Annotated in this window: 20 protein-coding genes and 1 tRNA gene; 15 read left to right on the forward strand and 6 right to left on the reverse strand. The window is 66.6% G+C overall.

Annotated elements, in window-relative coordinates; genetic code table 11:
- The first annotated feature begins 5 nt into the window (after positions 1-5).
- Entirely contained in the window at positions 6-476 is a 471-nt protein-coding gene (ispF, locus tag ACOGXH_RS03410; protein ID WP_419930314.1) for a 2-C-methyl-D-erythritol 2,4-cyclodiphosphate synthase, read from the forward strand.
- Entirely contained in the window at positions 473-1,336 is an 864-nt protein-coding gene (gene rlmB / locus ACOGXH_RS03415) for a 23S rRNA (guanosine(2251)-2'-O)-methyltransferase RlmB (RefSeq protein WP_419927714.1), read from the forward strand. Before ispF ends, rlmB begins: the two co-directional genes overlap by 4 nt.
- 11 nt (positions 1,337-1,347) lie before the next feature.
- On the opposite strand, the gene ACOGXH_RS03420 is transcribed toward rlmB, so the two are convergent.
- Positions 1,348-2,487, reverse strand: coding sequence for a carboxylate-amine ligase (locus ACOGXH_RS03420; RefSeq protein WP_419927715.1), 1,140 nt, complete (start codon positions 2,485-2,487; stop codon positions 1,348-1,350).
- Positions 2,488-2,551: 64 nt separating this feature from the next.
- Positions 2,552-2,624, reverse strand: a tRNA-Thr gene (locus ACOGXH_RS03425).
- Between the two features lie 107 nt (positions 2,625-2,731).
- Between ACOGXH_RS03425 and ACOGXH_RS03430 the strand changes: the two genes are divergently transcribed.
- The 3 genes from ACOGXH_RS03430 to ACOGXH_RS03440 are packed head-to-tail and all read left to right on the forward strand — an operon-like array spanning position 2,732 to position 4,680.
- A complete protein-coding gene (locus ACOGXH_RS03430) occupies positions 2,732-2,992 on the forward strand; it encodes a DUF3263 domain-containing protein (protein WP_419927716.1) in 261 nt (86 codons plus the stop codon).
- A gap of 21 nt (positions 2,993-3,013) precedes the next feature.
- Positions 3,014-3,664: a LytR C-terminal domain-containing protein gene (locus ACOGXH_RS03435; protein ID WP_419927717.1), complete on the forward strand. Its 651-nt coding sequence runs from the start codon at positions 3,014-3,016 to the stop codon at positions 3,662-3,664.
- A 29-nt stretch (positions 3,665-3,693) separates the two neighbouring features.
- The gene (locus tag ACOGXH_RS03440) at positions 3,694-4,680 is read left to right on the forward strand and encodes a glycerate kinase (protein WP_419927718.1); all 987 of its coding nucleotides are present in this window, start codon (positions 3,694-3,696) and stop codon (positions 4,678-4,680) included.
- A 49-nt stretch (positions 4,681-4,729) separates the two neighbouring features.
- On the opposite strand, the gene ACOGXH_RS03445 is transcribed toward ACOGXH_RS03440, so the two are convergent.
- Positions 4,730-5,626, reverse strand: a complete 897-nt coding sequence (locus ACOGXH_RS03445) for a glucosyl-3-phosphoglycerate synthase (RefSeq protein ID WP_419927719.1) — start codon at positions 5,624-5,626, stop codon at positions 4,730-4,732.
- A 99-nt stretch (positions 5,627-5,725) separates the two neighbouring features.
- Here ACOGXH_RS03445 and ACOGXH_RS03450 point away from each other — a divergent pair, with 99 nt between their 5' ends.
- From ACOGXH_RS03450 to ACOGXH_RS03490, 9 genes are all read left to right on the forward strand, one after another.
- On the forward strand, positions 5,726-6,001 hold the full coding sequence (locus ACOGXH_RS03450) for a ubiquitin-like small modifier protein 1 (RefSeq protein ID WP_419927720.1): 276 nt from the start codon (positions 5,726-5,728) through the stop codon (positions 5,999-6,001).
- A gap of 147 nt (positions 6,002-6,148) precedes the next feature.
- The gene (groL, locus tag ACOGXH_RS03455; RefSeq protein ID WP_419927721.1) at positions 6,149-7,774 is read left to right on the forward strand and encodes a chaperonin GroEL; all 1,626 of its coding nucleotides are present in this window, start codon (positions 6,149-6,151) and stop codon (positions 7,772-7,774) included.
- A gap of 35 nt (positions 7,775-7,809) precedes the next feature.
- Positions 7,810-8,280: an FABP family protein gene (locus tag ACOGXH_RS03460; RefSeq protein WP_419927722.1), complete on the forward strand. Its 471-nt coding sequence runs from the start codon at positions 7,810-7,812 to the stop codon at positions 8,278-8,280.
- A complete protein-coding gene (gene fdhD / locus ACOGXH_RS03465; RefSeq protein ID WP_419927723.1) occupies positions 8,277-9,071 on the forward strand; it encodes a formate dehydrogenase accessory sulfurtransferase FdhD in 795 nt (264 codons plus the stop codon). Before ACOGXH_RS03460 ends, fdhD begins: the two co-directional genes overlap by 4 nt.
- An 11-nt stretch (positions 9,072-9,082) precedes the next feature.
- Positions 9,083-10,720, forward strand: a complete 1,638-nt coding sequence (locus ACOGXH_RS03470; protein ID WP_419927724.1) for a thiolase C-terminal domain-containing protein — start codon at positions 9,083-9,085, stop codon at positions 10,718-10,720.
- A 33-nt stretch (positions 10,721-10,753) separates the two neighbouring features.
- Entirely contained in the window at positions 10,754-11,053 is a 300-nt protein-coding gene (locus tag ACOGXH_RS03475) for a DUF1330 domain-containing protein (RefSeq protein WP_419927725.1), read from the forward strand.
- Positions 11,054-11,060: 7 nt separating this feature from the next.
- Complete coding sequence (locus ACOGXH_RS03480) at positions 11,061-12,341, forward strand: ABC transporter substrate-binding protein (protein ID WP_419927726.1); 1,281 nt, start codon at positions 11,061-11,063, stop codon at positions 12,339-12,341.
- 15 nt (positions 12,342-12,356) lie between these two features.
- Positions 12,357-13,055: a chlorite dismutase family protein gene (locus tag ACOGXH_RS03485; protein ID WP_419927727.1), complete on the forward strand. Its 699-nt coding sequence runs from the start codon at positions 12,357-12,359 to the stop codon at positions 13,053-13,055.
- Between the two features lie 42 nt (positions 13,056-13,097).
- On the forward strand, positions 13,098-14,324 hold the full coding sequence (locus tag ACOGXH_RS03490; protein ID WP_419927728.1) for an ABC transporter substrate-binding protein: 1,227 nt from the start codon (positions 13,098-13,100) through the stop codon (positions 14,322-14,324).
- Between the two features lie 45 nt (positions 14,325-14,369).
- On the opposite strand, the gene ACOGXH_RS03495 is transcribed toward ACOGXH_RS03490, so the two are convergent.
- The 3 genes from ACOGXH_RS03495 to larE all read right to left on the reverse strand — a co-directional run bounded on the left by ACOGXH_RS03495 (position 14,370) and on the right by larE (position 17,027).
- Positions 14,370-15,566 carry an ammonium transporter gene (locus tag ACOGXH_RS03495; protein ID WP_419927729.1) on the reverse strand — a complete coding sequence of 399 codons (1,197 nt, stop codon included), beginning with the start codon at positions 15,564-15,566 and terminating at the stop codon, positions 14,370-14,372.
- A gap of 83 nt (positions 15,567-15,649) precedes the next feature.
- Complete coding sequence (locus tag ACOGXH_RS03500; RefSeq protein WP_419927730.1) at positions 15,650-16,120, reverse strand: hypothetical protein; 471 nt, start codon at positions 16,118-16,120, stop codon at positions 15,650-15,652.
- 94 nt (positions 16,121-16,214) lie between these two features.
- On the reverse strand, positions 16,215-17,027 hold the full coding sequence (larE, locus tag ACOGXH_RS03505) for an ATP-dependent sacrificial sulfur transferase LarE (protein ID WP_419927731.1): 813 nt from the start codon (positions 17,025-17,027) through the stop codon (positions 16,215-16,217).
- Between the two features lie 97 nt (positions 17,028-17,124).
- Between larE and ACOGXH_RS03510 the strand changes: the two genes are divergently transcribed.
- Positions 17,125-18,408 carry an ABC transporter permease subunit gene (locus tag ACOGXH_RS03510; RefSeq protein WP_419927732.1) on the forward strand — a complete coding sequence of 428 codons (1,284 nt, stop codon included), beginning with the start codon at positions 17,125-17,127 and terminating at the stop codon, positions 18,406-18,408.
- Positions 18,409-18,434: the final 26 nt, after the last annotated feature.

The raw sequence follows: 18,434 nt of genomic DNA on the forward strand, positions 1-18,434 counted from the left end.
GGGCCATGCGGGTGGGCCATGGATTCGACACCCACCGGTTCAGCGACGACTCCGACCGGCCCTTGATACTGGGCGGGGTCAGATTCGAGGAGGTTTCCGGCTTGGTGGGCCACAGCGACGGCGATGCCGTGGCCCACGCGGTGACCGACGCCTTGTTGAGCGCCGCTGGGTTGGGTGACATCGGAGTGCTGTTTCCCGACACCGACGAGAAGTGGGCCGGCGCCGACAGCATCGGGCTGCTGGCCGACGCCGTGGCCCGGCTGGACGAGGCTGGATGGGGGGTGGTGAACGCCGACTGCACGGTGGTGACCGAGCAACCCCGCATCGCGCCCCGCCGCGCCGAGATGGAATCCCGACTCAGCGCGGCGGTTGGCGCTCCGGTGTCGGTCAAGGGCAAGCGGGCCGAGGCCTTGGGCGCTCTGGGCCGGGGCGAGGGCCTGGCCTGCTGGGCGGTGGCCCTCATCGAGCGCCGGTGAGCGCACAGGGTCCGAAGGGCGGCAATCGGCGGGGTCGGGGCGGCGGCCCCAATAGGGGTGGCGGCAAGGGCCGGCCCCCTGGCGACCAACCGCGCAGCCGCCGACAAAAGGCCGGTTTGGGAGGCGATCGGGTGGAGGGCCGCCAAGCGGTGCGGGAGCTGCTGCTGGCCGGGACTCGCCCGGTCCGAGAGGTGGTGATCGCTACGGGGCAGAGCCAAACCGGGGTGCTGGCCCAAGTGATGGAGTTGGCCACCGAGTTGCGGGTGCCCGTCAAAGAGGTGGCCCGCTCAAAGTTCGAGTCCATGGCTGCCACCGAGGCCCCCCAAGGGGTGATCGCCCGGGCTGCTCCCTTGGCCGAGCACGATCTGGAGGATTTGGCCCGCCCTCCTGATGGCCGCCCCCCGTTCTTGTTGGTGCTTGACGGCGTTACCGATCCGGGCAACGTGGGGGCCGCCCTGCGCACCGCGGAATGCGCCGGGGTCACCGGCGCGGTGTTGGGGCGGCACCGGTCGGCCCACATCACCCCAGCCGCGGCCAAGGCGGCGGCGGGGGCCATTGAGCACGTGCCCATGGCGGTGGTGCCGGGCATCCCCAACGCGCTGGCCCGCCTCGGAGAGCTCGGGGTGTGGACGGTGGGCCTGGACGTCGCCGCGCCCACCATGGTCTATGACATGAGCGTGGCCGGAGAAGCCGTGGCCCTTGTGGTGGGCAGCGAGGGGCGGGGTCTGTCTCGCCTGGCCCGACAGCGCTGCGACGTAGTAGCTGCCATCCCCTTGTCCGGCCACCTCAGCTCCCTCAACGCCGCCGCCGCAGTGGCCATCGGCTGCTTCGAAGTCGCCCGCCACCGCCGATCTGACTGAAAGGCCGATCGCTAGGTCTGGGGTGGGGCCAGGGTGTCGGCGATCAGGGCTTGAACGACGGCATTAAGGGCTTCATCGTCGGTGGCGCCTTCATCTAGTGCCTCGCGGTAAACGGCCAGTTGGCGGTCGGCCGATGTGCCGCGCTGGCAGATGGTGCGGGCGTGCTCAACCTGCGCCACGCAGTCGAGTGCCTCGGCGTCGGGCCGGACAAGTTCGATCATTTCCTCCACCAGGTCGGGGAGCGGCACCATCTCGCCTTTGCCGAAGTCGATGAGGCGATCGCTGATCCCGTAGCGCTCGGCCCTCCAAAGGTTCTCCGAAACGAGGAAGTTGGCGTAGCTGCGCCACCGGCGGTTCTCCAGTTTGAGCCTCCACAGCATCCGCAGCAGGCAGACGTACAGGGCCGCAACGCAAACCGTGTCCTCCATTCTCGTGGGCAGGTCGGTAATCCTCATCTCCAAGGTGGGGTAGCGCTCCGACGGGCGGATGTCCCACCACACCTTGGTGGAGTCTTCGATGACCCCGGCCTGTACCAAAATGTCCACGTGGCGCCGGTACTCGGCCCAGGAGTCGAACTTCTCTGGCAGTCCGGTGCGGGGCAACGTCCGAAACACCGCCATCCGATAACTCTTTAGGCCGGTGTCGCGTCCCTCCCAGAACGGTGAAGATGTGGAGAGGGCCAGCAGGTGAGGCAGGAAGTAGGAAATCTGGTTCATCAGGTCGATCCGCAGATCGGGATCCTCGATGCCGACGTGGACGTGTAGGCCGGAGATGACCAGCCCGCGGGTCACGCCTTGCAAGTCGTCGGCCAGTGCTTGATAGCGCTCCCCTTCGGTGACCTGCTGTAGATGCGAGCGGGCAAACGGGTGAGATGAGGCCGCGATGGGGGCAATGCCGTAGTCGGCGGCCGCCTCGGTGACGGCGAGGCGCAGGAGTCCGATGTCGGCCCGCAAGTGCTTGAAATCAGTGCAGATGCCGGTGCCGATCTCGAGCTGCGAGCTGAAGAACTCTCTGGCCACGAGTCCATGGTGCAGATCGGCCACCTTCTCCAGGATTCCGGACGGTTGTTCGGTGATCAGCTCCCCGCTCTCGGGCTCGACAAGGAGATACTCCTCCTCAATACCGATAGTCCAGGCTGGCTCGTCCGACATGGCGATTCCCCTCCGATGACTTCTGCGAGGTTAGCCGTCCCCATCGTTGGAGAGATTCAGACGGAGCCCGAGACAGGAATCGAACCTGCGACCTGCTGTTTACAAGACAGCTGCTCTGCCGACTGAGCTACTCGGGCGTTGAATTTGGTTATTGAGAGGTTTCCCGCCCCTCCACAAAGAGCATAAGGGGCGCGGTTTGGGGAGGGTGCTTGAATAGCGCCTAGTGGTGGGTAACGCTTGTGGAATGGCTCTCACGAAACGAGATCGGGCGATCTTGGATTTTGAGCGCACTTGGTGGCAGGAGACCGGGTCGAAGGAGGCGGCGATCCGCGAGCGCTTCGAGCTCTCCACAACCCGGTATTACCAGCTGCTGAACGAATTATTGGAACAGACGGATGCCATGGAGTACGACCCGATGGTCGTGCGGCGTTTGCGGCGACTGCGCGATCGCCGCAGGCGTTCGAAGTTCGGCCAGACCTCGGTTGGCCGGCAGCCGTCGCGCTGACAGTCCGGAGCCAGACGCAATATGGAGTCAAACCGAGCCCCCAACAACCAGATGGCGCTCAAAGGAGTAGTGCTGGTTCTCGCCCTCATCGCAGCCGGGGCCTTTGTGCTGGCCCGCGGCCTCGATGACGAGAAGGATTCGACGGCGGTAACCACCACCCAGCCCACGGCTGAGGCCACCATGGAGCCCGAGGAGATCCCCGACCCGGTGGAGATCCCGGCTGAGGAAGGCGAACCGGCCGCCACTCCTGCGCCGGCGCCCGATGACACCGGGGAATCGGAGACCACCGAGCCTGCCCCAGTGGTGACCCAGCCTCCCGCTCCTGCTCCCGACGAGGAGCTCGAGTGCCGCGATCCGTCCACCATCGGTGTGCTCGTGGCCAATGGGACCGACGTGTCCGGGGCAGCCGGTCGGCTCTCGGGCGAGTTGAATGCGGCCAACTACGTGACACTGCCTCCGCACAATGCCAGTCCCCAGACGGGCTCAGCCTTCTACTACCGGGCCGGGTACGAGGTGGACGCCCAGTGCATTGCCCGGCTGCTGGGCGAGTCTGAGAAGCCCCTGTGGCCGATGCCCGATCCTCCCCCCGGAGGCCTCACCCTCGAATCACTGGGCAACGCATTCATCCTCATCCTGATCGGACCCGACAGCCTGGCCCAGCGCCCCGGCTGACAGTCGGACAGCCAAAAGGCTGCGGCTGCATGCATATCGTTGCCGCCCCTGACAAATTTCGGGGAACGGCCACGGCTGCTGAGGTTGCCGACGCCATAGCCCAAGCGGCAGCACAGGCCGGGGCCTCCGCTGATGCTGTCCCCATGGCCGACGGCGGCGAGGGAACGCTGGAAGTGGTGGGTGGAGCCAACCGGTCGAGCATCGTGACCGGGCCCCTGGGCGACCCGGTGGAAGCTCCGTGGCGCCTGCACCGCCACACCGCAGTGATCGAGATGGCCCGGGCGTCGGGGTTGGCCTTGGTGGGCGGGGCCGAGGGCAATGACCCGCTGGGAGCCACCACCTACGGCACCGGGGAGCTGATAGACGCGGCGGTAGAACGGGGTGCCCGGCGGGTGCTGGTGGGGGTGGGGGGCTCGGCCACCACCGACGGCGGTTTGGGCGCGCTGAGGGCGCTGTATCCCACTCAGCGCCTCCGGGGGGTGGAGATGGCCGTGGCCTGCGACGTGCGGACCCGGTTTGTGGACGCCGCTGAGGTGTTCGGACCCCAGAAGGGGGCCACTGCGACGCAGGTGGAGTTGCTGCGCCGGCGACTGGAGCGGCTCTGTGGGGTGTACGCCGAGACTTACGGGGTGGCGGTGGGCGACTTGGAGGGCTCGGGGGCGGCGGGAGGCCTGGCCGGCGGTCTGGCGTGCGTGGGCGCCGAGTTGTGCAATGGCTTCGAGCTGCTGGCCGAGGAGGTGGACCTGTACGGGCGCATCGAGCAGGCCGACCTGGTGGTTACCGGAGAGGGCGCGCTCGACGCCACCTCGCTAGAGGGCAAGGTGGTGGGCGGGGTGGCGGAGATGGCCGCTGCTGCCGGGGTGCCGGTGCTGGCGGTGGTGGGCCGGGCCGACGGCACTGCGGCGCCGGGCATTGGAGAGCTGGTGAGCCTCAGCGAACGGTTCGGCACCGAGGCGGCCATGGGCGACACGGCCGGACTCGTTACCAGGGTGGTGCTGGACTACTTGGGGGCCTAGGCGGGCGTTGTCTTGGTCGCCGCGGCCAGGGGGCGGACCAGCAGGCGGCTCAGAGGGCTTGGCGGAAGTAGCCGGTGACCTCGACGAGGGGAGGGCGCTCCTGCATGGTGATCTCGGTGTCGCCGAAGCCGGGGCGGCGCAGCGTGATGGCGGTGTTCACCAGGGTGCGGTCGGCCCGGTGCAGGGCCACCTGCATGACCTCGGTGGCCTGGGACGACAGCTCGTGCAGCGGGCGATTGCGGTGGACGCGGGTGCCCAGGTCCACCTGGGCGATGGCCTCGTAGCCGGCCAGGCGCCAGACGTCGATGAGCAGGCCCATCTCCACCCCGTATCCCTGCACGAACGGCACCCGCTCCAGCACCTCGCGCCGCCCGGCGTATTCCCCGGCCAGAGGCTGGACGATGTCGCCCAACTCGGGGAACAGCAGAGCGATGAGCGGTCGGGCCACCAGCTCGGTGGTGCGCCCCCCGCCTCGCTGGTCGGCCCCCACCGGGCGGTGGTAGAAGCCCTTGCAGTAGGAGATGGCGTCGTCCACCAACAGCGGTCCCAGAAGGCCGGAGATGAAATGGGGGCCGAAGTTGGCCACGTCGGCGTCGCACCACACCACGATGTCGCCAGTGGAGGCGTACAGCGACTTCCACAGCGTCTCCCCCTTGCCGGGCTGATTGCCCAGATCGGTGAGCACATCGGCGCAGGCCACCACGTTGGCCCCGGCGTCTTTGGCCACCGCGGCGGTGTGGTCGGTGGAGTGGTCGTCCATCACGATCAGCTCGTCCACCAAGCCCACCTTGTCCATGAGCTCGTTACGCACCACCTCCACGATGGTCCCCACGGTGGCCTCCTCGTTGCGGGCCGGCAGACACACCGACACCGTTTTCGAGCCCTTGCGGGCCGCGAGGTCGTCGGCTGAGAACTCCCCGGCGGTGAATCTCCGCCGCCCGCTCACGCTGTCCTCCGATTCACAGCTCGCTTCCCGAGCTCTGTACGGGCCAATCCTTGATTCACGAGTCGTTTCCCGAGCTTCATCCGAATAGCATCATGGCCCATGAGCGTGACCGTCCGGATACCGACCACTCTTCGCCCTCTGTCTGGCGGGGCCAGCGAGGTCACCGTTGAGGGAAGCACCGTCCGCGACGTGATCGTTTCGCTGGACGCCACCCACCCCGGCTTCAAAGACCGCCTGATCGACGAGTCGGGCGGCCTGCACCGGTACGTCAATGTGTTTGTGGACGACGACGACGTGCGGTTCGCCGACGGCTTGGCCACGTCGGTGCCCGACGGACAGACGGTGGCCATCGTTCCGGCCGTGGCTGGCGGCTGACTTCTCACTACTCAGAGTTTGGCGTTTCGCACCCCCCTCGGTAACCTTTAGCAGTCTCATACTGAGAGTGCTAACAGGCCGGAAGGCCAAGAATCGGCACCGTGCCAATGGGGTATGGGCCGATAGTCCAAAAGGGAGTATTCGAGGATGCCCAAGATCATCTCATTCGATGAGCAAGCCCGGCGCGCGCTGGAGTCGGGAATGAACCAGCTGGCCGACGCCGTGCGGGTCACGCTCGGCCCCAAGGGCCGCAACGTAGTGCTGGAAAAGAAGTGGGGCGCCCCCACGATCACCAACGACGGCGTGTCCATCGCCAAGGAGATCGAGCTGGAGGATCCCTACGAGAAGATCGGCGCTGAGCTGGTCAAAGAGGTGGCCAAGAAAACCGACGACGTGGCGGGCGACGGTACCACCACCGCCACCGTGCTGGCCTGGTCGATGGTGCGCGAGGGGCTGCGGAACGTGGCCGCCGGGGCCAACCCCATGTCCATCAAGAAGGGCATCGAGTCGGGCGTTGAGGCCGCGGTAGGGGCCATTCAGTCCCAGTCGGTGGACGTGTCGTCGGACAAGGCCCAGATCGCCAACGTGGCCGCCATTTCCGCCGCCGACCCCGAGATTGGCGAGCTGATCTCCGAGGCCATCGACAAGGTGGGCAAAGACGGCGTGGTCACCGTGGAGGAATCGCAGACCTTTGGCTTGGAGTTGGACTTCACCGAGGGCATGCGCTTCGACAAGGGCTACATCTCCCCCTACTTCGTGACCGACGCCGAGCGGATGGAAGCCGTGCTCGACGAGCCCTACATCCTGTTCGTGGGCTCGAAGATCACTGCGGTGCGCGACATCGTGCCCGTGCTGGAGAAGGTGATGCAGGCGGGCAAGCCGCTTCTGATCATCGCCGAGGACGTGGAGGGCGAGGCCCTGGCCACCCTGGTGGTGAACAAGATCAGGGGCACCTTCAACTCCACCGCGGTGAAGGCTCCGGGCTTCGGCGACCGCCGCAAGGCCATGCTCCAGGACATGGCCATCTTGACCGCCGGCCAGGTGATCAGCGAAGAGGTGGGCCTCAAGCTGGAGAACACCACGCTCGATTTGCTGGGCCGGGCCCGCAAGATCGTCATCACCAAGGACGAGACCACCATCGTGGAGGGTGCCGGAGACCGCAGCGACGTCGAGGGCCGCATCTCCCAGATCAAGGGCGAAATCGACAACACCGATTCCGACTATGACCGGGAGAAGCTCCAAGAGCGCCTGGCCAAGCTGTCGGGCGGTGTGGCTGTGCTCAAGGTGGGCGCCGCTACCGAGGTGGAGCTCAAGGAGAAGAAGCACCGCATCGAAGACGCCGTGAGCACCACCAAGGCCGCCATCGAAGAGGGCGTTGTGGCTGGCGGGGGCGTGACCCTGCTGCGGGCCCAGCAGGCGGTGGACTCCGCTGCTGATGGCCTGTCGGCCGACGACGAGGCCACCGGCGCCCGCATCGTGTCCAAGGCACTGGAAGGCCCGCTGGCCCAGATCGCGGTGAACGCGGGGCTCGAGGGCGGCGTGGTCGTGGAGCGGGTGCGCAACCTGGAGGGCAACTCCGGGCTGAACGCGGCTACCGGCGACTACGAAGACCTGCTGACTGCGGGAATCATCGATGCCGCCAAGGTCACCCGCTCGGCGCTCCAGAATGCTGGCTCCATCGCGGGGCTGTTCTTGACCACCGAGGCCGTTGTGGCCGACAAGCCAGAAGAGGGTGGCGGCATGCCCGGCGGCATGCCCGACATGGATTTCTAGCCCGAAAACACCGGCAACGGCGGTAACGTCGTTCCATGGCCGATCTTCATCCGGCGTGTGCACCGCTGTCGTTCCTGCTGGGAACGTGGCAGGGCGCGGGCACGGGGGTGTATCCCACAATCGAGGACTTCTCCTACGCCGAGGAGGTCTCCTTCACCCACGTGGGCAAGCCGTTCGTGGCCTATGTGCAGAAGACCAAGGACGCGGGCAGCGGCCTGCCCCTGCACTCTGAGGCCGGATTTCTGCGCCCCCAGCCCGACGGGCGGGTGGAACTGGTGCTGGCCCAGCCCTCGGGTGTTGCCGAGGTGCTAGAAGGCACCGTGGCGGGACGAGACATCCAGCTGTTTTCCACTGCGGTGCTGGGCACCGACTCGGCCAAGCCAGTGACCGCCACCGAACGGCGCCTGTGGGTGGACGGCGAGGTGCTGCACTCCTCGGTGGCTATGGCGGCTATGGGGTTGGACCTCCAGCACCACGTGGTCTCTGAGATGTACCGCCTGTCATGACCCGGGGGCGCTCCGAGCGGGTGCTGGTGCGGCATTGGGACGGGTCGGAGGAGCGCCGGCGCCCCGACGATCTGGTGGTGGAGGAGCCGCTTACCATCGAGCTCGACGCCGTGACCGTGACCACCACCATGCGCACTCCCGGACACGACTTCGAGCTGGCTGCTGGTTTCTGCTTCACCGAGGGGCTCTTGGGCGACGCCTCGGTCACCTCTATTCGCTACTGCGCCAACGAACCGGCTGTCGACACCGAGTTCAACCTGGTCACGGTGGAAACCGACGGCGCACCGCCGCCTACTCCCCGCCTGGGATTGACCACCTCGGCGTGTGGGCTGTGCGGGGCCGAGAGCATCGAGGCGCTGCGAGAGAGGCTGAGCCCGCTGCCCGCCAGCCAGTCGCCCACGTCGGCCGAGGTGCTGGCCAAGGTGCCTGAGCGAGTGAGGGCTTTTCAGGACCTGTTCGGCACCACCGGGGGGGTCCATGCCGCGGCGGCCTTCGGGTCCGACGGAGAGCCCACCCTGGTGCGTGAGGACATCGGCCGTCACAACGCGGTGGACAAGGTAGTGGGCCGAATGCTGCTCGACGGCGACCTGCCCGCCCGCGGCCAAGGGCTTTTCGTAAGCGGCCGGGCGTCGTTCGAGATGGTGCAGAAGGCATGGGCGGCGGGATTCGGGGTGTTGGTGGCGGTGAGCGCCCCCTCGGCGCTGGCGGTGGAGACGGCCGCGGCGGCCGGCTTGTGCTTGGCCGGGTTCGTGCGCGACGGCCAACTCAACTTCTACTTCCCGTCTGCATAAGAATCCTGGGCATGCGCCCCCTGCCTAAGCTCACACCCGAGAACGAGTTCTTCTGGACGGCGGGGGCCGACGGCGTGCTGCGCTTCCAATACTGCGGGGCCTGCGACCGCTATCTCCATCCCCCCGGAGTGGTGTGCTCGGTGTGCGGGGGGGCGCCCGAGATCAGGGAGGTGTCGGGTCGGGCCACAGTGGTAGGGGTCACCGTCAACTACCAGCCATGGCTGCCCGACATGGAGGTGCCCTACGCGATTGGGCTGGTGGCCGTCGAGGAAGACCCCCTGGTGCGCCTTACCACCCTCATCGTGGACGCCGAGCCCGACGACGTGGTCATCGGGCTGCCGGTGTCGGTGCGCTTCGAGCAGCACAAGGACGTGTGGCTGCCGGTGTTCGCCCCCACCGGTGAGCCGATCGCCGAGGCGCAGGAGTATCCCGAGCCAACCCCGGCACCGGTGCGGCCCATGCCGGCGACCGACAAATTCGAGTCGAAGGTGGCCATCACCGGGATCGGGTTGTCGCAGGTGGGGAGGCGGCTGGGCCGCGACCCCATGGGCCTGGCGGTAGACGCCTGCCGGGCGGCGGTGGCCGACGCTGGGCTCACATTGGACGACATCGACGGCCTGTCCACGTATCCGGGGGGCGGAGCCAAAGACGGCGGCCACTCCGAGGGCGGCATCTATCCAGTGGCCGACGCCCTGAGCATCGCCCCCAGCTGGTTCTGCGGCACCATGGAAACTCCCGGCCAGAGCGGGGCGGTGGTCAACGCCATGCTGGCGGTGGCCTCCGGACTGTGCCGCCACGTGCTGTGCTTCCGCACCGTGTGGGAAACGACGTCAATCGCCTGGGGCAACCGCCAGAACACCGGGGTAGGCGGCGGAGCCCGCATTTCCGGGGAAATGGAGTGGCGGCTGCCCTATGGGGCCATGTCGGCGGGCAACTGGATCGCCCTCATGGCCAGCCACTACTTCCACCGCTACGGCGCCACCCGGGAGCAACTGGGGTGGATCCCGGTGACCGAGCGGGCCGGGGCGGCCCACAACCCGGTGGCCATCTACCAAGAGCCCATGACCATCGACGACTACCTGGACGCCCGCATGATCACCACGCCGTTCGGCCTGTTCGACTGCGACGTGCCCTGCGACGGCTCTACCGCGCTGGTGGTGTCGGCGGTGGACGCCGCCGCCGACGGCCCCCACCGCCCCGTACTGGTGGAGGCGGTGGGCACCCAGATGCGCGAGCGGATGTCGTGGGACCAGGGGACGCTGTTGCACGAGCCGATGGTGGACGGTCCCGCGGCCCACCTGTGGAGCCGCACCGACTTGAAGCCCGCCGATGTGGACGTGGCTCTGCTGTACGACGGGTTCAGTTTCAATGCCCTGTCGTGGCTGGAGGGCCTGGGCTTTTGCGGCAAGGGCGAGGGGGCGGCGTTCGTGGAAGGCGGCACCCGTATCGCCCGGGAGGGAGAGATCCCCCTCAACCCCCACGGGGGCCAGCTCTCGGCTGGCCGCTTGCACGGCTACGGGTTCCTTCACGAGGCGGTGACCCAGCTGCGGGGCCACGGCGGAGGTCGGCAGGTGGAAGGCGCCGAGGTGGCGGTGGTTAGCACCGGAGGTGGCCACCCGGGAGGCGCCTTCCTGTTCGCCCGGGGCTGACAATTGGCGGGTCCGGTCTGCTAGAAGTGAGTCATGGCTGCATACATCATCGTCAATTATCAGGTGGACAACCCCGAGCTGTACGGGGAGTACATGCAGGGCGCGGCCGGTGCCCTGGGCATCGGCGACGGTGCCGAGCTGGTCGCGTTCGACACTGAGTCTGAGGTGGTCGAGGGCGACACCGCCGGCCATCAGACGGTGGTGATCAAGTTCGACTCCAAGGAGAAGGCCCGCGAGGTGTGGGAATCCGAGGCCTACCAAGCCGTGGTGGGCAAGCGCCACGACGCCACCAGCCGTCATTTCGCTGTGCTGGTGAACGGCTTCGGCGACTGACTTCGCCATGACTGGGCCATGGCGTCGAGCCGCGACCGTCGCTATGGCCGCGATCCTGCTGGCTGCCTCTTGCGGCGGCGGTGACGACAGCCAGCCCGGAGCCACGGCTACCCCCTCTGCCCCGGATTCGACGGCCGAGCCGACCGCTGCGCCGTTGGCCCCGCCACCGGCCGCCGCACCGGAACTGGTGATCGGGCGAGTGCTGCCTGAAACCGGCTCATTGGCCGCTTCGCTCGGCGGCGCGCTGATTGCCGGCGTGGAGCTGGCCGTGGCCGACATCAATGCCCAGGGGGGAAACGTAAAGCTGCTCGCCGGCGACTCGGCCACCGACCCGGACGTCGCCCCTGAGACGGTGAACCGCCTTCTGGGCGAGGGGGCCCATGTGATAATCGGGGCCGGCGCATCGGGGGTATCGCAGTCGTTCATCCAGACCTTGTCCGATGCCCAGGTACCGCAGTGCGCCGCGTCCAACACGTCGCCGTCGTTCTCGACCCAGGCCAACGCCGACTTCTATTTCCGCACGGTCACCGTCGCCGTGGGCGAGTCCCAGGTGATGGCCAACAGCATGGCGTCCCGTGGGGCTACCAATGTGGCTATCGCCAATCGGGCCGACGATTACGGCGCCTCGCTGGCCCAGCTGTTGGCCGACGACCTTGCCGAGTTGGGCGTGACCTCGCAGACCGTGACCTTCGACCCCGGAGCTCCTAGCTTCGACGCCACCGTGGCCCAAATCTTGGACATGGGGGTGGACGCCGTCGGTCTCATTGCATTCGAGGAGGGCATCGCCATCACCCGTCGGCTTATTGAGATGGGCGTGCCCAGCTGGGCCATCCATCTCACCGCCGGCCAGTTCGACTTCAGTATGCCCGAGCGGGTGAATCCCACCGACCCGACGGTTGTCGACGGGCTGAGGGTGCAGAGTCCGTCAGGCAGTGAGGAATTCAACCAGCGGGTGTTCGAGGAGACGGGGGGCAACGCCATCTACGGAGGGCAGGCCTACGACTGCGCGGTGATCCTGGCGCTGGCCGCGCTCGCTGCGGGCGGAGTAGACGGCCCGACGATCATCGCCGCGGTGCCCGAGATCACCCGCCGCGGTCAGAAGTGCCACTCTTACGGAGAGTGCGCCGAGTTGGTGATCCAGGGAATCGACATAGACTATGACGGCGTGTCTGGCCCATTGGAAATGGACGACGTCGGCGATACCACCGTGGGCCGCTATGTGCTCGCCGAGGTCCGCAACGGCGAGTTGGAAGTGATCGAGACGGTAGATGTCACCATCGATCAATGAGCGAACCCTCGGCCCATGAGTGAGTCTCCGGCACCGGTACAGCCGTCGGTCGGAATTGGCGTTCTCCACTTGTTCGGCAAGCTGGGCCCGGTAGATGACCATTCCCAACTGGAGCGGGGCATCAAACGGGCGGTCAAAGACGCCGAGCACGCAGGGGTCCAAGTGGTGACGGTGGCCGTGCTCGGCCACAAGGCCGACATTGCGTTCATGGCCTTGCACGCTGATCTCTGGGAGTTGCGGGACTTTCAGACAGCCCTCAGGCAAGCAGGACTCGACATCGTGGACTCGTACGTATCGCTCACCGAGCTGTCGGAGTACGCTGCCGGGCTGCCGGAAGAGACCAAGCAGGCTCGGCTGTATCCCCAGCTCCCCCCCGAGGGCAAGCCAGCGTGGTGCTTCTACCCCATGTCCAAGCGCCGCAACCCCGATCAGAACTGGTACGAGTTGCCCTTCGAGCGCCGCCGAGAGCTCATGTACGAGCACGGGGCCACCGGCCGCACATTTTCTGGCCGGGTACTCCAGCTCATCACCGGCTCCACCGGCATCGACGACTACGAGTGGGGAGTAACCCTGTTCTGCGAGCATCCCGACGATCTCAAAGAGGTGGTGTACACCATGCGCTACGACGAGGCGTCGGCCCGCTACGCCGAGTTCGGCCCGTTCTATGCCGGCATGGTGGCTCCCATCAAGGCCGTTCTCCACCGACTGGCCTAGTAATAGCTGAAATTGTTAGGTCCGCGTGTAAGGCTCGCGGGCATGACGAGGACTCGCTGGATCTGGATAGTTGTCATCGCGGCGCTGATTGCCGCCGGATGCGGAAACGACGACGGCGGCGACGCAGGATCATCGGCCGCACCGGCGTCGGGCGACGTCGAGCTGGTGATCGGGCAGGTTATGCCCGAGACCGGTTCGCTGGCCTTTCTGAACTCCCCGATGATCGAGGGCATCGGCTTGGCGATGGAAGACATCGTGGAAGCCGGCGGGAATGTGCAGCTCTTGACCGGCGATACCGCGACCGACCCCGACGTCGCCCCGGAGGCAGTCAACCGGCTGCTGGGTGAGGGGGCCCATGTGATCGTGGGTGCGGCGGCTTCGGGAGTTTCACAGTCGTTCATCCAGACCCTTTTCGACGCTCAGATTCCCCAGTGCTCTCCATCGAACACCTCGCCATCGTTCTCTACCCAGGCGAACGCCGGCTTCTACTTCCGGACGGTGCCGCCCGACCAGGCGGTGTCGCCGATCTTGGCTGGCATTGTGGCGGCCGACGGGGCCACCAACGTGGCCATCCCAGCCCGGGCCGACGATTGGGGCAACGCCCTGTCGAGCCTGCTGGCCACAAGCTTCACCGAGTTGGGAGTGGCCTACCAGATCATCGCCTACGACGAAGATGCCACCAGCTACGACGCCACGGTGGCGGCGATCGAGGACATGGGGGCCGATGCAGTGGTGTTGGTCACGTTTTCCGAGGGTGCTCAGATCATCCGGGGAATGCTCGAAGCCGGCATCCCACCCGAGGTCATGTATGGCACCGACGGCATTTACGACCGGAATCTGGCTGACACCGTGGACCCAACCAATCCCAATGTGCTCGATGGTTTTGTGGCCCTGACGGCGGGAGGCGGCGATGAGTTCAGCGAGCGCCTGATTGAGCGAACCGGTGGCGACGTGGCCTACGGGGGCCAGGCCTACGATTGCGTGGTGGTATTGGCCCTGGCCTCGCTGGCCGCCGGATCCACAGACGGACCAGCCATCATCGGCCAGGTTCAAACGGTGACCAGCGACGGCCAGAAGTGCTACGACTATGCCGAATGTGCAGGTCTGATCGCCGACGGTGCCGACATCGACTATGAGGGTGTCTCTGGCCCTCTGGAACTAGACGAGGTGGGAGACCCCACGTTTGGCCGCTACATCATTGCCGAGTTCATCGACGGTGAGTTGACCGTCACCGGCAGTGAGGATGTCGACCTAGCTGAACTGGGCTGAGCCGAATCCCAGCCCAGTCCAAGCATCGAATGATCTGTTCTCGATCTAGTTGTTGTACGCCGTCTCGGCGTGGAGCGACTGGTCGAGGCCGACGCTCTCGTCGTCGGCGGAGGACCGGATCCCCATGGTGCGGTGAAGCACCATGGCGATGATGTAGGTGGCCACGAAGCTGTAGGCCATCACCGCCACAATGGAGATGATCTGGTTGCCCAGCAGCTCGCCACCGCCGAAGAACACGCCATCGATGAAATCGGCACCTTCGATGGCCCCAGAGTCGGCGAAGAACCCGATGAGCACGCCGCCGATGATGCCACCGAACATGTGGATGCCCACCACGTCGAGGCTGTCGTCGTACTTGTAGCGCAGCTTGAGCCCGATGGCCAGGAAGCACAGCACCCCGGCTGCGGCGCCGATGACGATGGAGGACATGGCCCCCACGAAACCGGCCGCCGGGGTGATGGCCACCAGCGCGGCCACGATGCCCGAGGCGATGCCCAATGCGGTGGGCTTGCCGTCTTTGATGGTCTCGGCCAGCATCCACGAGCACATTCCGGCGGCTGCGGCCAAGAACGTGGTCAAGAAAGCGTGGGAGGCGGTGGCGTCTGAGGCCAGCGCGGAGCCGGCATTGAAGCCGAACCAGCCGAACCACAGAATGCCGGCGCCCAAAAGCACCAGAGGCAGGTTGTGGGGGAAGTCCACGTCGCGGGGCCAGCCCTTGCGGGGGCCGAGGACCAGAACCAAGGCCAGGGCCGCCGCGCCGGCGTTGATGTGGATGGCGGTACCACCTGCGAAGTCGTGGGCCGGGAGGTTGAAGATCCAGCCTTCGCCGCCATAGATCCAGTAGACCACCGGCGAATACACGATGAACGACCACAGCGGCACAAAGATGGCCCAGGCCGAGAACTTCATCCGGCCGGCAACCGCGCCCGAAATGAGCGCAGGGGTGATGGCGGCAAAGGTCATGCCGAAAACGAATTCCCGCTTGGCCACCATGTCGTCAACCCCGTTGAGCCAGAAGGCATCGAAGTCTCCGAACAGCGGGAAGTCCCAGTCGCCGGAGGCAAACCCGTAGCCGACCACCGCCCACAGTATGGGGACGATGCCCAGGCAATACAGGTTCATGTTCATCATGTTGAGCACGTTCTTCTGGCCGACCATGCCCCCGTAGAACAAGGCCAGGCCTGGCACCATGAACAAGACCAGCGCAGCAGATACGAGTACCCATGCGGTATCAGCGTCCATCACTACTCCCCTTGGTTGACGACTCTTCCGCCTGTTGGCACCGTCAGTATGTCAGGTTTGGCGGCGGTGGCTCTGAACTGTCCCTAACCGGACTGGCGGTGGCGGCGGCGATGCACGAATGCCTTGGCCGCTCCCCACTCCAGCCCGGGGGTTTGAAGATCGGGGTGGATGTCGGCGAACGACGCCGGAGTCAGATCGTAGACGTCGTCGGGGAACCGCTCGATGGCGAAGGCGTCCCGCGCCGTCGGGGCCGCGCCAGCCGCCAACAGCACCTCGGTGGGATAGCGCACCGCCTGGCGCAACAAGGCCAGGGGATTGTCCCGTTGATCGTCGATGTCGGCGGCCAGTAATCGGGCCACTTGGCCGCCAATATCGGCCGCGGCGGCCAGGCCGGCGGCTTCGGCAGCCTCTCGGGTTTCGGGGTCTATGTGAGGCATGCGGCTTTGAATTGCGGCCACCACCCAGCCGGGCAGGGCCTGCGCGATGCCTTCGGCCAGGCTTCGGGCGCTGTCGGCCAACTGCTGCTCGGCGGCGGCGAGCTCCTGATCTCTCAAGGCACGGCGTCGAGGCCCAAGGCCTCGCTCATGGGCATAGCGTCAAGGCCCAAGGCCTCGCTTATGGGCATAGCGTCGAGGCCCAAGGCCTCGCTTATGGGCACGGCGTCGAGGAGTCGAGGCCCAAAGCGGCGTTCAGGTTGCCGGAGCGGAGGCCCTCCAAGTCGAGCGTGGCGTATCGATAGCCGGCCTGGCGCACGGCCTGCACCACCGCGGCCCTCTGGGCCACCACATCGGCCAAGCGCTCGTCGGGCACCTCGATGCGGGCCAGATCGCCGTAGTGGCGCACCCGCAGCTCGGCAAAGCCCATCTGCCTCAGGGCGGCCTCGGCGTCTTCCACCGAGGCCAGCGCGCCCAGCGTCACCGGCGTTCCGTAGGGGATGCGGGAGGCCAAGCACGGGGCAGCTGGCTTGTCCCAGGTGCGCAGCCCCAGCCGCTGTGACCACTCACGTACGTCTACTTTGGAAAAACCAGCATCCACCAGGGGGAACACCGCGCCCCGCTCAGCGGCGGCCCTTTGGCCCGGACGGTGGTCGCCCAAGTCGTCGGTGTTCACCCCCAGCGCCACGGTGCATGATTCGGCCACAGCCAGCGGGGCCACCGCCTCCATCAGGGCGTCCTTGCACCAGTAGCACCGCTCGCCGTCGTTGGTCACGTAAGCGGCATGCTCCATCTCGGTGGTGTGTACTTCCCGCCACTGAAGCCCCCACTCGGCGGCCAGCGACGCGCAGTCTCGGCGCTCGGCCTCCGCTAACGACGGCGACACCGCGGTCACCGCCTGGGCCCGGTCGCCCAGAACGTCGTGGGCCACCCAGGCGAGGAAAGAGGAGTCGACCCCGCCGCTGAAGGCCACCATTACCCGGTCCAGTTCAGCCAGGTTGCTCCGCAGCCGGTCCCAGTTGCCCACACCCCTATTGTGCTCGCGTCTTGACCGCTCATGAAACGGGGAGCAGGAATATCCGATTGCACTAGGTGTCATGTACCGGGCAGTAGCGTGATTCTGGATGCGGAGATGGTTCGCACTTGCCGGACTCTTGCTCAGCCTGACGCTGTTTTGGGTGGGCCCTGCCCTTGCCCAGTCAGATAGCGATACCGGTGGCTCCCAGCCCACCGTTCTAGAAGGCACCCTTCGATTGGGCTTTGACCAGTTTTTCGCCGGAGTTGAGATCACCGTGGCCGACCAGTTGGGCACCCGGATCGGACAGGCGGTCACCGATGCCCAAGGCCAATGGTCGGTAATGGTGCCTGGTGCTGGTACCTACAGGGTCACCCTCGACGAGAGCACACTCCCCGACGGGATCGGGCTGAGGGAGGGCTTCGAGTCCACTATCGAGGCGGCAGTGACCGAGGGGGCGTCTCGCGCGGTGGTGTTCGCGGTGGGCGACGCCCCCAAGGGCACGCCGTTCGGGGAGCGGGCGGCGCAAACGGTGTTCAACGGCCTGAAATTCGGTCTGATCATCGCCATGAGCGCCATCGGGCTGTCGCTCATCTACGGGACCACTGGCCTGGTCAACTTCGCCCACGGGGAGCTGGTGACCTTCGGGGCAGTGATCGCCTGGTACTTCAACAGCTCTTGGGGCGAGCTGAACCTGATCGCGGCCGCCGTCGTGACCATGATCGTGTGCGGGATGCTGGGGGCGGGGCTGGAAACGGGTTTGTTCCGCCCGCTGCGGCGCCGGCGGCTGGGCATCTTCCAGCTTGTGGTGGTCACCATCGGCCTGTCGCTGCTCGGGCGCCAGGTGATCCAGCTGTTCTTCGGCGCCGAGCCGCTTCCCTATACCGACTTCCAAGTGCAGGAGCGGTGGGAGTTCGGACCCTGGGCGGTGACCCCTCGAGAGCTGGTGACCGTGGCGGTGATCATCGCCATCTTGCTGGTTATGGGGGTGATGCTTCAGTGGACCCGCTTCGGCAAGGCCACCCGAGCGGTGTCGGACAACGCCAGCCTGGCCGAGGCATCGGGCATCAACGTGAACCGGGTTGTGCTGATGGTGTGGGCCATGGGAGCGGCCCTGGCCGGACTCGGCGGGGTGTTCCAGGGCCTCGACACCGACATCGATCCGTTCTTGGGCTTCCAGCTCTTGTTGTTGATCTTCGCCGGGGTGGAGCTCGGTGGACTGGGCACGGCGTTCGGGGCGCTGGCCGGCTCGCTGATAATCGGTATGTCCACCGAGGTGAGCACGCTGTGGATCTCCCCCGAGCTGAAGTTTGTGGTGCCGCTGGCCGCCCTCATCCTCGTACTGCTGATCCGGCCCCAAGGCCTGTTCGGGATCAAGGCGCGGGTGGGTTAGATGGACTTCCGATACTCCGCGAGACG

Source organism: Candidatus Poriferisocius sp., from assembly GCF_965208355.1.
Taxonomy (GTDB): Bacteria; Actinomycetota; Acidimicrobiia; order Acidimicrobiales; family Bin134; genus Poriferisocius.